Annotated in this window: 13 protein-coding genes and 1 pseudogene; 6 read left to right on the top strand and 8 right to left on the bottom strand. The window is 68.8% G+C overall.

Annotated features, from left to right (window positions below):
• Positions 1–56: 56 nt before the first annotated feature.
• From AB0I49_RS35715 to ychF, 5 genes are all read right to left on the bottom strand, one after another.
• Positions 57–1,187: an IS630 family transposase gene (locus tag AB0I49_RS35715; RefSeq protein WP_363231381.1), complete on the bottom strand. Its 1,131-nt coding sequence runs from the start codon at positions 1,185–1,187 to the stop codon at positions 57–59.
• Positions 1,188–1,266: 79 nt separating this feature from the next.
• On the bottom strand, positions 1,267–2,283 hold the full coding sequence (locus AB0I49_RS35720; protein ID WP_363231382.1) for a hypothetical protein: 1,017 nt from the start codon (positions 2,281–2,283) through the stop codon (positions 1,267–1,269).
• Between the two features lie 155 nt (positions 2,284–2,438).
• Positions 2,439–2,693 (bottom strand): Txe/YoeB family addiction module toxin, encoded by a 255-nt coding sequence (locus AB0I49_RS35725; RefSeq protein ID WP_363231383.1) that lies wholly within the window; start codon positions 2,691–2,693, stop codon positions 2,439–2,441.
• Positions 2,690–2,971, bottom strand: coding sequence for a type II toxin-antitoxin system prevent-host-death family antitoxin (locus AB0I49_RS35730; RefSeq protein WP_363231384.1), 282 nt, complete (start codon positions 2,969–2,971; stop codon positions 2,690–2,692). Before AB0I49_RS35730 ends, AB0I49_RS35725 begins: the two co-directional genes overlap by 4 nt.
• Before the next feature lie 196 nt (positions 2,972–3,167).
• The gene (gene ychF / locus AB0I49_RS35735) at positions 3,168–4,256 is read right to left on the bottom strand and encodes a redox-regulated ATPase YchF (RefSeq protein ID WP_363231385.1); all 1,089 of its coding nucleotides are present in this window, start codon (positions 4,254–4,256) and stop codon (positions 3,168–3,170) included.
• A gap of 361 nt (positions 4,257–4,617) precedes the next feature.
• On the opposite strand from ychF, the pseudogene AB0I49_RS35740 reads away from it, so the two are divergent.
• Positions 4,618–5,010 (top strand): annotated as a pseudogene (locus tag AB0I49_RS35740) (DUF6542 domain-containing protein); the annotation flags it as partial.
• Here AB0I49_RS35740 and ppgK read toward each other — a convergent pair.
• Positions 4,994–5,785, bottom strand: coding sequence for a polyphosphate--glucose phosphotransferase (gene ppgK / locus AB0I49_RS35745; protein ID WP_363231386.1), 792 nt, complete (start codon positions 5,783–5,785; stop codon positions 4,994–4,996). The pseudogene AB0I49_RS35740 and the gene ppgK overlap by 17 nt on opposite strands.
• A 30-nt stretch (positions 5,786–5,815) precedes the next feature.
• A complete protein-coding gene (locus tag AB0I49_RS35750; protein ID WP_363231387.1) occupies positions 5,816–6,805 on the bottom strand; it encodes a 4-hydroxy-3-methylbut-2-enyl diphosphate reductase in 990 nt (329 codons plus the stop codon).
• 324 nt (positions 6,806–7,129) lie between these two features.
• On the opposite strand from AB0I49_RS35750, the gene AB0I49_RS35755 reads away from it, so the two are divergent.
• The 4 genes from AB0I49_RS35755 (at position 7,130) to AB0I49_RS35770 (ending at position 10,944) form a co-directional block, all read left to right on the top strand.
• The gene (locus AB0I49_RS35755) at positions 7,130–8,524 is read left to right on the top strand and encodes an APC family permease (protein ID WP_363231388.1); all 1,395 of its coding nucleotides are present in this window, start codon (positions 7,130–7,132) and stop codon (positions 8,522–8,524) included.
• A 130-nt stretch (positions 8,525–8,654) separates the two neighbouring features.
• On the top strand, positions 8,655–9,875 hold the full coding sequence (xseA, locus tag AB0I49_RS35760; protein ID WP_363231389.1) for an exodeoxyribonuclease VII large subunit: 1,221 nt from the start codon (positions 8,655–8,657) through the stop codon (positions 9,873–9,875).
• 10 nt (positions 9,876–9,885) lie between these two features.
• The gene (locus AB0I49_RS35765) at positions 9,886–10,176 is read left to right on the top strand and encodes an exodeoxyribonuclease VII small subunit (RefSeq protein ID WP_363231390.1); all 291 of its coding nucleotides are present in this window, start codon (positions 9,886–9,888) and stop codon (positions 10,174–10,176) included.
• 177 nt (positions 10,177–10,353) lie between these two features.
• A complete protein-coding gene (locus AB0I49_RS35770) occupies positions 10,354–10,944 on the top strand; it encodes a malonic semialdehyde reductase (RefSeq protein WP_363231391.1) in 591 nt (196 codons plus the stop codon).
• A gap of 141 nt (positions 10,945–11,085) precedes the next feature.
• Here the strand turns inward: AB0I49_RS35770 and AB0I49_RS35775 are convergent, their stop codons facing one another.
• The gene (locus tag AB0I49_RS35775) at positions 11,086–11,673 is read right to left on the bottom strand and encodes a DUF4245 domain-containing protein (protein ID WP_363231392.1); all 588 of its coding nucleotides are present in this window, start codon (positions 11,671–11,673) and stop codon (positions 11,086–11,088) included.
• A gap of 229 nt (positions 11,674–11,902) precedes the next feature.
• On the opposite strand from AB0I49_RS35775, the gene glpX reads away from it, so the two are divergent.
• Positions 11,903–12,934: a class II fructose-bisphosphatase gene (gene glpX / locus AB0I49_RS35780; RefSeq protein ID WP_363231393.1), complete on the top strand. Its 1,032-nt coding sequence runs from the start codon at positions 11,903–11,905 to the stop codon at positions 12,932–12,934.
• Positions 12,935–13,159: the final 225 nt, after the last annotated feature.

Here is a 13,159-nt window from a genome sequence, read left to right on the forward strand (position 1 = left end):
CTCGCGACAGGGAGGTTTTTCAGCTCCTCGCGAGCAGAGGCCAGACCGACGCGCCGCTAGTGACCTGAGTCGCTGATGCGTCGGCAGTAACCGGCGAGGCTGTTGAGGGTCCGGTCGGCGGTCTTGTGCCATACGTACGGGCGGGGGTTGGTGTTCCAGTCCTTGATCCACGCGCGGATGTCGCGTTCGAGGGCGGGGACGGAGCGGTGGACGCTGCGCTGGAGCTTCTTGCAGGTGAGCTCGGCGAACCACCGTTCGACCAGGTTCAGCCAGGACGAGCCGGTTGGGGTGAAGTGCAGATGGAAGCGGGGATGGGCCAGCAGCCACTTGCGGACCGGCTCGGTCTTGTGGGTGGTGTAGTTGTCCACGACCAGGTGCACGTCCAGGTCGGCCGAGACCTCCCGGTCAAGCTTGGACAGGAACTTCTTGAACTCCGCGGTCCGGTGGCAGCGGTGGAGGGAGCCGATGACCTTCCCGCTCGCCGCGCCCAGCGCGGCGAACAGGGTGGTGGTGCCGGCCCGGAGATAGTCGTGGCTGCGCCGCTCGGGCACGCCGGGCATCATCGGCAGCACCGGCTGGGACCGGTCCAGTGCCTGGATCTGTGATTTCTCGTCCACGCACAAGACCAGGGCCCGCTCCGGCGGGTCGAGGTACAGCCCGACTACGTCGTGGACCTTGTCCACGAAGAACGGGTCGGTGGACAGCTTGAACGACTCGGTGCGGTGCGGCTTGAGGCCGAAGGCCCGCCAGACCCGCGACACCGTCGACTGCGACATCCCGGCTCGCCGGGCCATCGAGCGGGTCGACCAGTGGGTGGCGTTCTTCGGCTTCGTCTCCAGGGTGAGCCGCACCAGTTCGATGACCTGCTCGTCGGTGACCGTACGCATCCGGCCGGGCCGGGGCGCATCGCCCAATCCGTCCAGCCGGTGGGCGACGAACCGTCCCCGCCACTTGGAGACCGTCTCGGTGGTCACCCCGACCTGCCGGGCCACCGAGCTGGCCGACCGAGGCAACAGCCCGCCCGGCTCGATCTCGGCACACGACAGCATGATCCGCGCTCTCAACGCCAGGACCTGCGGCGTGGATTGGGCCCGCACCCACCCACCGAGCACTCCACGCTCATGCCCCGACAACACCAACTCAGCCAGCCGCGGCCCTGGACGTCCCATACATATCAAACGACGCATCAGCGACTCAGGTCACTAGATGAGGTCGGAAATTATCTTCGAGGCCATCGACTGGACAATAGCTTTGTCACCTCCGAGATCAGTCGAGCTTCTCAAACGCCGGTCTCGGTGCGATGATGGGAGTGCGCTTTTCATTGATATTGAGCCATGTAGGCGCTTCCACCGACATGAGTTTTCGGTCAACAGTAATTAGATTCTGCTGCGCCGCTTCATTCAGGGCATCAAGTATGTCGACCACCTTCACCTTCCCATACTTCTCCAGTTGCGCCTGGATCTTCTGCGCCTTCGCACTCGGCTTATAGTAATAGGGCGCACGATCATGCCTGCCAACCGTTAGAATCGCTTCAGCAACCGCCTCGTACGCATCGTTGAACAAGCCCATGAAGCCGTCCGGGTCTGGCAGCGCAATCAAGTGGAGACTGTTCCACCTCTGATATCCCGCCGGAAGGTCTAGGGCCTGTGGAACAATCGCCACTCGAAGCCCGTTACCGTCTTCGAGTTGATGCCAATTACTCTTGATAGTCGCGGCGGCAAACCGCGCCTTCTCTGTACTACTCAGGAACAGGTCGGTCTTCCACACCTTCTTGATCCGTTCCCGCAGCTGAGGTTCGGCGGCGATACCACGGGCAGCGATCGGCACCCAAGATCCAAAAGCCAACGGTCGACCTGACCCGTCAGGCAACAACACCGCATCACCACTCGCGTTGTTGACAACAGCCTCAGTGAATCCGAGATGGCGTGCACGCTCGTGCCCGAACATCAGGGATGTCGGTCTGTCCAAGTCAGCGAATGCCCTAGGGCTCACCTTCCTGAGTGCTTCGCTAACCAGATCGGTAACGCGTGGTTCGCCGCCAACAATCGCCTCGTGAACGGCCCACTCAAACCCGTCTCCCCGCAATCCCTTGTCGCGGTGGAGGCGAGCGAGCTTAGCGAGCTGTCGAAACGTGACCTCCACCCGATCGGAATTCAGATCTTCGAGGTCCGCTTGCGACAATTCATCGAAATGGGCCCTCAGAATTGATCGCGATACCGCGTAAAGAGCACGACCGTACTCATCAACCGGTTCGGCCTGACTCAGAAAGGTGACATCAGCCATTCAGTTACTCCCTATTACGTCACATGAGAGGTTGGAGAGGAACTCAGCCACGGTGAAGCAGAATGCCGAACACGGGGATCCCATCTATGAAAACCGAGGTTTCAAGTAGGTCATCGCAGCGGAAGAGGCACCCCAGAACACCGAACACTCACCGATCAGTAGTGATACCGGGCGGCGAGGATGACGATCTCCTTGTCCGTCACCAGATAGACGAGGCGGTGCTCGTCGTCGATCCGTCGCGACCAGGCCCCAGGCAGGTGATACTTCAGCGGCTCCGGCTTGCCGATGCCGCTGAAGGGGTTACGCCTGACGTCCTCGATGAGCTTGTTGATCCGGGCGAGCATCTTGCGGTCGTTCTTGAGCCAGGACGTGTAGTCCTCCCACCCCTGGCCCTCGAAGACAAGCCTCACGCAGCACCCGCATCTGCGTCCGCTGACTCGGGATCGATGAGCTCACGCTCCGACAAGTTGATATGTGACAGGGCGTTCTCGTACGCCTTGAGCAGCCGCCGGGCGTTCGCCGGCGAGCGCAGCAGGTAGGAGCCCTCGCGCAGCGCCGCATAGTCTTCGGCCGAGACAAGCACGGCGTTGCCGTGCTTGGAGACGATCTCGATGGCCTCATGGTTCTCGTTGACCTTCTTGATCAACGGAAACAGTTCCTTGCGGGCTTCACTCGCGGTTATGGACATGACCCGACCCTCCCATCAAGTGGTACCTAATAACGTACCACTCCTGGTGTCATCCGAGAGGGGAAACGACTGATGGCCGATCAGCTAACCCTGCACGCATCCAACACGGGAAAAGCCAGGGGCCCACCTCCGGAAAGATGGCCCCTTTCTGACCTGCGTATTTGCCACGTCAGCGACGTGGTGTTACGTCATCCGCTCACACGTTGAACCGGAACTCCACCACATCCCCGTCCTGCATCACATATTCCTTGCCCTCCATGCGCGCCTTGCCCTTCGCGCGGGCCTCGGCGACTGAGCCCGTTTCCACCAGGTCGTCGAAGGAGATGACCTCGGCCTTGATGAAGCCCTTTTGGAAGTCGGTGTGGATGACGCCGGCGGCTTCGGGGGCCGATGCGCCCTGGGGGATGGTCCAGGCGCGGGATTCCTTGGGGCCTGCGGTGAGGTAGGTCTGGAGGCCGAGGGTGCGGAAGCCTACGTGGGCGAGGGTGGCGAGGCCGGGTTCTTCCTGGCCTACGGACTGGAGGAGCTCCAGGGCCTCCTCGTCGTCGAGCTCGGCGAGGTCCGCCTCCAGCTTGGCGTTGAGGAAGATCGCTTCGGCGGGGGCGACCAGGGCGCGCTGCTCCGCCTTGAAGGCGTCGTCCGTCAGCTCGTCCTCGTCGACGTTGAAGACGTAGAGGAAGGGCTTCGTCGTGAGCAGGTGCAGGTCGTGGAGGAGCTCCGTGCGCTCCGAGCCCTGGACGATGCCCTGGGAGAAGAGGGTGTCGCCCTTCTCCAGGATCTCCTTGGCCTCCTCGACCGCCTTGACCTTCGGCGCGATGTCCTTCTTGATCCGCGACTCCTTCTGGAGGCGGGGAAGGACCTTCTCGATCGTCTGGAGGTCCGCGAGGATCAGCTCGGTGTTGATGGTCTCGATGTCGTCCTTCGGCGAGACCTTGCCGTCCACGTGGACGACGTTCTCGTCCTTGAAGGCGCGGATGACCTGGCAGATCGCGTCGGACTCGCGGATGTTCGCGAGGAACTTGTTGCCCAGGCCCTCGCCCTCCGAGGCGCCGCGCACGATGCCGGCGATGTCGACGAAGTCGACCGTCGCGGGGAGGATCTTCTGGGAGCTGAAGATCTCGGCGAGCTTGGTGAGCCGCGGGTCGGGGACGCCGACGACGCCGACGTTGGGCTCGATGGTGGCGAACGGGTAGTTGGCCGCCAGCACGTCGTTCTTGGTCAGGGCGTTGAAAAGGGTCGACTTGCCGACATTCGGCAGACCGACGATTCCGATCGTGAGCGACACTTGGCGACTTCCCGTAGCGAGAATGTGTAAGGGGACCGGCCCCGCGGGGCCGGTCAACCAGTCTACGGGCCCGCGCCGCGGCCCCGCCCCGGGCGGGTTATCGGTCGAACTGATAGCCAAGGTGGCCCAAACAGCGTGTCCAACGCCGGATTCTTCCCACTTTTCGCCCTACGTTGGTGAAGTGGAGCAACCCAGCACGCGTACCCCGCACCGCAGCGACCGCCGCGCGTCCGCCGTGCCGCGCCCCGCCGCACCCGCGGCGCCGGGGCCGGGAGGGCCGACGGGGGCTGAGGAGCCCAGCGGCGAGAGCGCCACCGTCTACCGCGCGCGGTCCCGGCGGCCCCCGCCGCCGGTCGCCAAAATCGCCGCCGCGCTGTCCCGGCTGCCCGGCCCCCGCCTCACGGCGCTCGGCAGCGGGCTGCTCGCCGCGCTCGTGATGCTGCTGGTCGGCTTTCTCGACTCCGTGCTGTTGGACGGCGCACCGGCCGTGTACGGGGTGTTCTTCCTGCTGGCCGCCGCCGCCTGCGCGCTGTGGGTGCGCCCGGCCGACCTGGTGATCGCGCCGGTCGGCGTCCCGATCGCGTTCGCCGTGGGGATCGTCGCGATCAGCAACGGCTCGGGCGGCGCCGGCGGCCGGATCATGAGCGTGGTCACCGCGCTCGCCGTGCACGCCGGGTGGCTCTACGCGGGCACGGTGCTGGCCGTGCTGATCGTCTTCGTGCGCAGGGCGGCGCTGGTCAGCCGGCGGCAGCGGGACCGGCAGCAGGACCGTCGGAACCAGGGTCAGCCGCGGCAGCGGCGGCGGCAGCCATCGCAGCCCCCACGATCCCCGCACTGTTCTGCAGCTGAGCAGGCACGATCTCGGCCTTGACGCCCTTGATCAGCGGCAGGAACTTCTCCGCCTTGCGGCTGACGCCGCCGCCGATCACGAACAGCTCGGGCGAGAAGAGCATCTCCACATGGGCCAGGTACTTCTGCACCCGGTGGGCCCAGTGGTGCCAGCTCAGGTCCTCCTCGTCCTTGGCGCGCGTCGAGGCGTGCGTCTCCGCGTCGCGGCCGCTGAGCTCCAGATGGCCCAGCTCGGTGTTGGCGACCAGCTTGCCGTCGGTGAAGACCGCGCTGCCGATGCCCGTACCGAAGGTGAGCACGATGACCGTGCCGTAATGGTCGCGGCCCGCGCCGAAGTGCACCTCCGCGAGGCCCGCCGCGTCCGCGTCGTTCAGGAGCGTCACCGGGGCGCCGAGCCGCTCGCGCAGCGCCGCCGCCGCGTCGAGGCCGATCCAGCTCTTGTCGACGTTGGCCGCCGACCGCGTCGTCCCGTCGACCACCACGCCCGGGAACGTCGCGCCGACCGGACCCGACCAGCCGAAGTGGTCCACGACCTCCTTGACGCCGTCGATCACTGCCTCGGGGGTGGCCGGGTGCGGGGTGAGCACCTTGTAGCGGTCGTCCGCCAGCTCCCCGCGCACCAGATCCACCGGGGCGCCCTTGATGCCCGACCCGCCGATGTCCACACCGAATACCTTCATGGACACGAGGCTAGGGCCGGACGGGCGTGATCACCCCTTGGACCCGTCGGAAAGGGACGCGGCCTCCGCGCGCAGATCGCGGCGGAGCTCCTTGGGCAGCGAGAAGGTGATGCTCTCCTCCGCGGCCGTCACGATCTCCACGTCGCCGAAACCGCGCTCCGCGAGCCAGTCCAGCACGCCCTGCACCAGGATCTCCGGCACGGACGCGCCCGAGGTCACGCCGACCGTCGAGACGCCCTCCAGCCATGCCTCGTCGATCTCGGCGGCGAAGTCGACCAGGTGGGCGTCGCGGGCGCCGGCGCCCAGCGCCACCTCGACGAGGCGCACGGAGTTCGAGGAGTTCTTGGAGCCGACGACGATCACCAGGTCGGCGTCGGCGCCCATCTGCTTGACCGCCGTCTGGCGGTTCTGCGTGGCGTAGCAGATGTCGTCGCTGGGCGGGGAGATCAGCTTCGGGAAGCGCTCCTTGAGCGCGTCGACCGTCTCCATGGTCTCGTCGACGGAGAGCGTGGTCTGGGAGAGCCACACGACGCGGGACTCGTCGCGGACGTGCACGTTCTTCACGTCCTCCGGTCCGTCGACCAGCGTGATGTGCTCGGGCGCCTCGCCGCTCGTGCCGACGACCTCCTCGTGGCCCTCGTGGCCGATGAGCAGGATGTCGTAGTCGTCGTTGGCGAACCGGACGGCTTCCTTGTGGACCTTGGTGACCAGCGGGCACGTGGCGTCGATGGTCGCCAGATTGCGCCGCGCGGCCTCCTCGTGGACGACCGGGGCCACGCCGTGCGCGGAGAAGATCACGATGGCGTTCTCGGGCACTTCCTCCGTCTCGTCGACGAAGATCGCGCCCTTCTTCTCCAGGGTCTGCACGACGTATTTGTTGTGGACGATCTCCTTGCGCACATACACCGGCGCGCCGTACTGCTCCAGCGCCTTCTCGACGGCGATGACGGCACGGTCCACGCCCGCGCAGTAGCCACGAGGGGCGGCGAGCAGGACCTTGCGAGCTGTCGTAGCAGTCATGCCATCCATCGTACGGGCCTTGGCAGATGGCGCGGATCACCCTGTGGACAACCCCGGAGGCGGGCCGCCCTGGCGTGTCGCGGAAGCGTGTCGCAGGGGCCCGCGGCGGGGTCTGTGGCGGGGGCCGGTCGCGGGGGCCGGTCGCGGGAGCCGGTCGCGGAGCGGCCCGTACGGGCGTCCCCACGCGGGCAGGCCCCCGGGTGTCCGGCGCGCCCCGGGTGCCCGGCGCGCCGCCGTGGCCGAAGCTGAGGCACGATCATCACCGACAAGGGACGATCAACGCCGATCACCACGAAACACCGGACCAGCTAGGGGGCACACCCCATGACCACCATGCCGACAGGCTCGACCGCGCCGGCGGGCGAGGACGGATCGCTCCGCCGGACGCTGTCCTTCCGGGACCTCGTCGTCTACGGACTGCTGTTCATCGCCCCCATGGCCCCGGTCGGCATCTTCGGGACGCTGGAGGCGAAGTCGCACGGGGCGATCGCCACCGTCTACATCGTCGCGACGATCGCGATGGCCTTCACCGCGTACTCCTACGCGCAGATGGTGCGCGTGGCGCCGCAGGCCGGCTCCGTCTTCACGTACGCGCGCGTGGGGCTCGGCGAGGGCGCCGGCTTCGTCGCCGGGTGGATGGCGATGCTCGACTACCTGCTGATCCCGGCCGTCGCCTACCTCTTCTCCGGGATCGCGATGCACGCCCTGGTGCCGTCCGTGCACCAGTGGGTGTGGACGGCCATCGCGGTGGTCGTCACGACGCTGCTGAACCTGTGGGGCGTACGGGCCGCGGCCGTCGTCGGCGCGGCGGTGCTGGCCCTGGAGATCGTGGTGCTGGTGGTCTTCGTCGTCGCGGCGCTGTACGAGCTGATCGCGCACGGCGCCCAGCGCGGCTGGGCGGTGCCGCTCACTGGTGAGGGCTCCTTCTCGATGACCGCGGTCCTCGCGGCCGTCTCGGTCGCGGTCCTCTCGTACCTGGGCTTCGACGCGATCGCCTCGTTCGCGGAGGAGGCAGCGGGCGGCTCCGCGCGGGTCGCGAAGGCCGTGATCACCTGCCTGGTCATCGCGGGTGTCCTGTTCGCCGTGCAGACGTATCTGGCGGGTCTGCTGGCCCCCATGACGGCGGCCGAGCTGGCGGCGAAGCCGGCCGAGCAGGGGGACGCGTTCTACGCCACGGTCGACGCGTCGGTCGGCGGCTGGCTGCACGACCTGGTCGCGGCCAGCAAGGCGATCGGCGCGGCCTTCGCGGCGCTCGCCGGGCAGGCGGCGGCCGGGCGGCTGCTGTTCGCGATGGCCCGCGACCGACGGCTGCCGGGCGCGATGTCGAAGGTGGACGCGGGCAGCGGCGTGCCGCGGCGGGCGCTGCTCGGCGCGGCCGTCGTGACGCTGATCGCGGCGGTGTGGGCGGCCCGCCGAGACGACGGCCTGGACCACCTGTCGTCGATCGTGAACGTCGGGGCGCTGACCGCTTTCGGTCTGCTGCACGCCTCGGTGATCGGCTGGTTCTGGATCCGCAAGCGGGCGGAGCGCCCGAGCCTCGTCGGCCATGTGCTCGTACCGCTGCTCGGGCTCGCGGTGGTGGTCGCGGTGATCGTCGAGGCGTCGGCCACGGCCCAGGTGGTGGGGGCCGTCTGGCTGGCGGTGGGGCTGGTGATCCTGGCGCTCCAGTACCGAGGACGGCGACAGGGGCAGCAGGGACGACAGGGACGGCAGGTTTAAGGGATCGGCGTCCGCTGATAGGTGCTGATTCGGGGCGGGGAGGGTTCCGCTGTCGGTCCCGCCGGCCGCGACCGCTCCCGCGTCCCGACGGCAGCCTTTCATTGTCAGTGGGCGCCGATAGCCTTGGCGCATGGCTGTCAACACGTCCGCGGACGCGCCGATCCCCGTCGGCGAGGTGTCCCGGCTGATCGGCGGATGGATCGACCGGCTCGGGGCCGTATGGGTCGAGGGGCAGATCACGCAGTTGTCGCGGCGGCCGGGGGCCGGGGTGGTGTTCCTGACGCTGCGCGACCCGTCGTACGACATCTCGCTGACCGTCACGTGCTACCGCGCCGTCTTCGACAGGGTGGCCGACATCGTCTCGGAGGGCGCGCGCGTCGTCGTGCACGCCAAGCCGGAGTGGTACGCGCCGCGCGGCCAGCTCTCGCTGCGGGCCGCCGAGATCAAGCCGGTCGGGGTGGGCGAGCTGCTCGCGCGGCTGGAGCAGCTGAAGAAGTCGCTGGCCGCCGAGGGGCTGTTCGCGGCCGACCGGAAGCGGCCGCTGCCGTTCCTGCCGCAGCTCATAGGGCTGGTCTGCGGCCGCGCCTCCGCCGCCGAGCGCGACGTGCTGGAGAACGCCCGGCTGCGCTGGCCCGCCGTGCGCTTCGAGGTCCGCAATGTGCCCGTACAGGGCGTGCACGCCGTCCCGCAGGTCATGGCGGCGGTCAAGGAGCTGGACGCGCTGCCGGAGGTCGACGTGATCGTCGTGGCGCGCGGCGGCGGCAGCGTGGAGGACCTGCTGCCGTTCTCCGACGAGCAGCTGGTACGGGCGGTGGCCGCGTGCCGTACGCCCGTGGTGTCGGCCATCGGGCACGAGCCCGACTCCCCGCTGCTCGACCTGGTCGCCGATCTGCGCGCCTCCACGCCCACCGACGCGGCGAAGAAGGTCGTGCCGGACGTGGGCGAGGAGCAGGCCCGTATCCAGCAGTTGCGCGAGCGCGCGCTGCGCAGCGTCGGCGGGCTGCTGGACCGCGAGGAGCGCGGCCTGGCCTCGGCGCTGGCGCGGCCCGCGATACAGCGCCCGCACCGCATGGTCGACGAGCGCGAGGAGCAGGTCGCGGCGGTGCTGGAGCGTGGGCGCCGCACGATGGCGCACCTCCTGGACCGCGCCGACTCCGAGCTGACGCACACCCTGGCGCGGGTCGTGGCCCTCTCCCCCGCGGCGACGCTCAAGCGCGGCTACGCGGTGCTCCAGCACGCGGACGGTTCGGTGGTGCGCTCCCCCGAGGACGTGGCGCGGGACGAGGAGCTGCGGGCGCGGGTCGCTGATGGCGAGTTCGCGGTACGGGCCGTTGTCACATCCCCCGCTTAGGCTGGTTCCCATGGCGACGACGCGCGAGAAGACCGACGACTCCACCCTCGGTTACGAGCAGGCACGGGACGAGTTGATCGATGTGGTGCGGCGCCTGGAGGCGGGCGGCACGACGCTGGAGGAGTCGCTCGCCCTGTGGGAGCGCGGCGAGGAGCTGGCGAAGGTCTGCCGCCGCTGGCTCGATGGGGCGCGGGCCCGGCTGGACGCCGCCCTGGCGCAGGAGTCCGATGAGGGCGACGACGACGGCGACGGGTCGCGGGCCGCGGGCGACGACGGGGAAGCGGCCGCTTCCGAGGGCTGAGCGGGCCCGCACGGCCGCGTCGGTACGGGCGTCACGGGTGTCTCGCCCGTACCCCGCCGTGCCCTGATCCATGTGAGCCGGGGCACACCCACCCCCTTTTAGTTGAACATTAATCTAATGCGGGTACAGTGGTGACTGCCAGCTCGAACCGTTGACGCAATAGAAGGTGTTCACCGCATGACTCTCGCCCTCGACGCCGCCGCCCAGGACCTGCTCTTCCGTGAGGCACGTACCGCCAACACCTTCACCGACGAGCCGGTGACCGACGAGCAGATGCAGGCCGTCTACGACCTGTTCAAGTACGCGCCGACCGCGTTCAACCAGTCGCCGCTGCGCATCGTGCTGGTCCGCTCCGAGGAGGCCCGCGAGCGCCTCGTGGCGCACATGGCGGAGGGCAACCAGCCCAAGACCCGCAAGGCCCCGCTGGTCGCGATCCTCGCCGCCGACAACGAGTTCCACGAGGAGCTGCCGGCGCTCTTCCCGCACTTCCCGCAGGCCAAGGACGTGTTCTTCGCGGAGCGCTCCTCCCGCGAGTCCGCCGCCGCGCTGAACGCCTCGCTTCAGGCCGCGTACTTCATCCTCGGCGTCCGCGCCGCCGGTCTCGCGGCCGGCCCGATGACGGGCTTCGACTTCGCGGGCGTCCAGAAGGAGTTCCTGGACGACGACCACACCCCGCTGATGATCGTCAACATCGGCAAGCCGGGCGAGGACGCCTGGTTCCCGCGGTCGCCGCGCCTGGAGTACGACCAGGTCGTCAAGACCGTCTGAGAAGGACCGACAGAGGCGGCACCAGGACGGAACGCCGTCCGAGGTGTCCGTGGAAGACGTCTGAGGTCGCCCGGCCCCGGTCGGGCGGCACCCCCCTCAGACCTGCCGCTCCCCCCAGCGGCAGTCCGATGGCCGTCGTGTTCAGGCCGAGTTGCGCGCGTCCGGATTCGTGTCCGGCTTCGTCTTCTCGGCCTTGAGCGCGGCGGCCATCCGCGTGAGCTGCTCGTGCGGCGCGGTACCGGTGACCACCGTGGTCACGCCGTTCTCCCTGCGCACCAGCGCGTCGTACTTCTCACCCTCGTAGCGGTCCCACGTCGCGCCGTCGACGCGCTCGGTCTTGCCGGTCTTCGCGGCCTGCTGGGTGACGTCGTCGATGAACGCGGCCGCCGGGCCGTTGCTCTGCTCGACCGCCACGTACTGCTTCTTCGGGTCGAGGAAGCCCAGGTGCCACGCCGCGCCTTCCTTGCCGCCCCCGTCGTACGAGACCGAGGTGGCCCGCCAGCCCTCCGGGAGGCCGACCGGGGCCGCCACCGGATAGGGGGCCGCGCGCCGCGCCGTGTCCAGTTCCACGCGGTAGCTGACCGTCTTGACTGGGTCGTTGCCCTCGTCGTGCGGGATGAACACGTAACTGACCACCGCGACGGGAATGATCACCGCCAGCGACAGAATCATGTTCCGCACCGTCTGCTTCTTAGCGCTTCTTCCTGCCACCCGCCCATCGTCCCCCATACCCCTTCCGGCCGGGACACCGGCCCGGACCATCGGCGCGGACCATCACCCCGAAGGCGGGCCCGATCGCGGGCCGGGCGCCGGTCCGTACACGCGCCACGGCCGCGGGCGCGTACGCCACTCGCCGTGGCGCTCATACGCAGGGTGCTCTGCTCACTTTGGCAATCAACCGATAAAGTCATCAGCACCCTCACTTAACGGCCGTCGCCGTACAGAAAGGTGCGCTCCGTTGACCGAACACCACTTGCCGTCTCCCCTTGAGGTCAGCCCCGAGGCCCCGGACCGCAACCTCGCGCTGGAACTCGTCCGGGTCACCGAGGCGGGCGCCATGGCCTCGGGCCGCTGGGTCGGCCGCGGCGACAAGAACGGCGCCGACGGCGCCGCCGTCAAGGCCATGCGCGCGCTCATCGGCACCGTCTCCATGAACGGCGTCGTCGTCATCGGAGAGGGCGAGAAGGACAACGCGCCCATGCTCTACAACGGCGAGCGCGTCGGCGACCTCACCGGCCCCGAGTGCGACGTGGCCGTGGACCCCGTGGACGGCACGACGCTGACCGCCAAGGGCATGGCCAACGCCGTGTCCGTGCTGGCCGTGGCCGAGCGCGGCACCATGTTCGACCCGTCCGCGGTCTTCTACATGGACAAGCTCGTCACCGGCCCCGACGCCGCCGACTTCGTCGACATCAACGCGCCGGTCGGCGTCAACATCCGCCGGATCGCGAAGGCCAAGCGGTCCTCGCCCGAGGACGTCACGGTCGTGGTGCTGGACCGGCCGCGCCACGAGGGCATCGTCAAGGAGATCCGCGAGGCCGGCGCCCGTATCAAGTTCATCGCGGACGGCGACGTGGCCGGAGCGATCATGGCCGTGCGCGAGGGCACCGGCGTGGACCTGCTGCTCGGCGTCGGCGGCACGCCCGAGGGCATCATCACGGCCTGCGCCATCAAGTGCCTCGGCGGCACGATCCAGGCGAAGCTGTGGCCGAAGGACGACGCGGAGCGGGAGCGCGCCGTCGCCGCGGGCCACGACCTGGACCGGGTGCTCCAGACGGAGGACCTGGTCAGCGGCGAGAACGTGTTCTTCGTCGCCACCGGGATCACCGACGGCGACCTGCTGCGCGGTGTGCGGTACCGCGCGGAGACGGCGACCACCCAGTCGCTGGTGATGCGGTCCAAGTCGGGCACGATCCGGCAGATCGACTCCACGCACCGGCTCTCCAAGCTGCGCGCGTACAGCCAGGTCGACTTCGAGCGCCCCAGCTGACACCACCGGGCCGCCGTCGGCCCGCTCCGTACGCCCGTACACCCGCCTTTACGCCCGTACGAGCCGCCCCGTACACCCGCCTTTACGCCCGTACGGGCCGCCCCGTACGCCCGCCTATATGCCCGTACGAGCCTCCGCCTGCGTACGGGCCGCTCAGCGAGCCCGTACGTCCGTGACCGCACGCGATGACGGGCCGGGCCCCGCCGGATGCGTCCGGCGGGGCCC

Origin of the sequence: Streptomyces sp. NPDC050617, from assembly GCF_040654795.1 — a bacterium.
Classification (GTDB): Bacteria; Actinomycetota; Actinomycetes; order Streptomycetales; family Streptomycetaceae; genus Streptomyces.